3 protein-coding genes are annotated in these 1,000 nt (G+C 45.3%); 2 read left to right on the plus strand and 1 reads right to left on the minus strand.

Features of this window, described 5'->3' with window-relative positions:
- Positions 1-478: tyrosine-type recombinase/integrase (locus DBY90_RS12425; protein WP_185952213.1), on the plus strand; the 478-nt coding region annotated here is incomplete at its 5' end.
- Positions 479-540: 62 nt separating this feature from the next.
- The gene (locus DBY90_RS12430; protein WP_107987339.1) at positions 541-906 is read left to right on the plus strand and encodes a hypothetical protein; all 366 of its coding nucleotides are present in this window, start codon (positions 541-543) and stop codon (positions 904-906) included.
- Positions 907-914: 8 nt separating this feature from the next.
- Here the strand turns inward: DBY90_RS12430 and DBY90_RS13715 are convergent.
- On the minus strand, positions 915-1,000 hold an 86-nt coding region (locus tag DBY90_RS13715), incomplete at its 5' end, for an IS3 family transposase (protein ID WP_159069413.1).

The following is a 1,000-nucleotide window of genomic DNA, read 5'->3' on the forward strand; positions in this document are numbered from 1 at the left end:
TAGGGCGGCGGAATGGGCGGAATTTGATTTGGATGGGGCAGAATGGAGCATACCCGCCGCCAAGATGAAGATGAAAGCCCCGCATATCGTCCCCCTTGCCGATTGGACGCTTGAGCTTTTGGCAGAACTAAAGGAACTGACAGGATATAGCCGTTATCTGTTCCCATCGGTAAAAGACCCTGACAAGCATATGAGTGAAAACACCCTATCTTACTTGATGGGCAGAATGGGCTACAAAGGCATAGCAACGCCCCACGGCTTCAGAAGCCTAGCTACAGACGTATTGAATGAAAACGGTTTTAACAGCGATGTGGTAGAGCGACAGCTTGCCCATGTGGAGCAAAACAAAGTCAGGGCGGCATACCACAGGACGGAATATATCCCACAGCGCAAAGAGCTTATGCAATGGTATAGCGACTTTTTGCGGGAACGGTATAACCAAGCATTGCAACTGATTCAAGATGGCAAGACTGATTAGAGGTCGTCTGAAAATATCTACTTCGATTTTTTGTGGTGTTTTTATTAGTTTAGAGGCGTTACATGGTTTTTTTCACATATCCGAGAGACGTTGCAGCATATAGCCCAAAATATGCAGCCATATTCAATATTACTAAAAGCCCTGAATTTGAGGACGCGCTAGGAGTTCTTAGCTGGCAAGCCCAAAGGGTGTTGACTAGAACATTTCAAAGCCTTGAAAAATTTGAGCATGGCATATCACTATGGGAGCATAAGGAAACTTACAAGGTTTCTTTAGTTGAGGAGCAGGTTAATGACGCGTTAGCGAAATATCAGGAAAAGTACGGAGACCATATCGATTATTCAGAGTATTTTTATCCCGTGATAGAAGAGTTGGACTTTGGGCAAAGTCTGGAGGTGAACTGGCCCCCAAATCTTGGACACTCATAAAAGCCTATTCAGGCGCTCTGTGCAAGCTGGGTTCTGTATGCGACAGGACTCAGCTTTTTCAATTTCAAACTGCAACGCTCGCGGTTGTAGTAAT

The organism is Neisseria mucosa, from assembly GCF_003044445.1.
Classification (GTDB): Bacteria; Pseudomonadota; Gammaproteobacteria; order Burkholderiales; family Neisseriaceae; genus Neisseria; species Neisseria mucosa_A.

What these genes read in the sequence shown, in the direction of transcription:
- DBY90_RS12430 (WP_107987339.1), top strand. Translation starts at nt 541, where the DNA reads ATGGTTTTTTTCACATATCCGAGAGACGTTGCAGCATATAGCCCAAAA.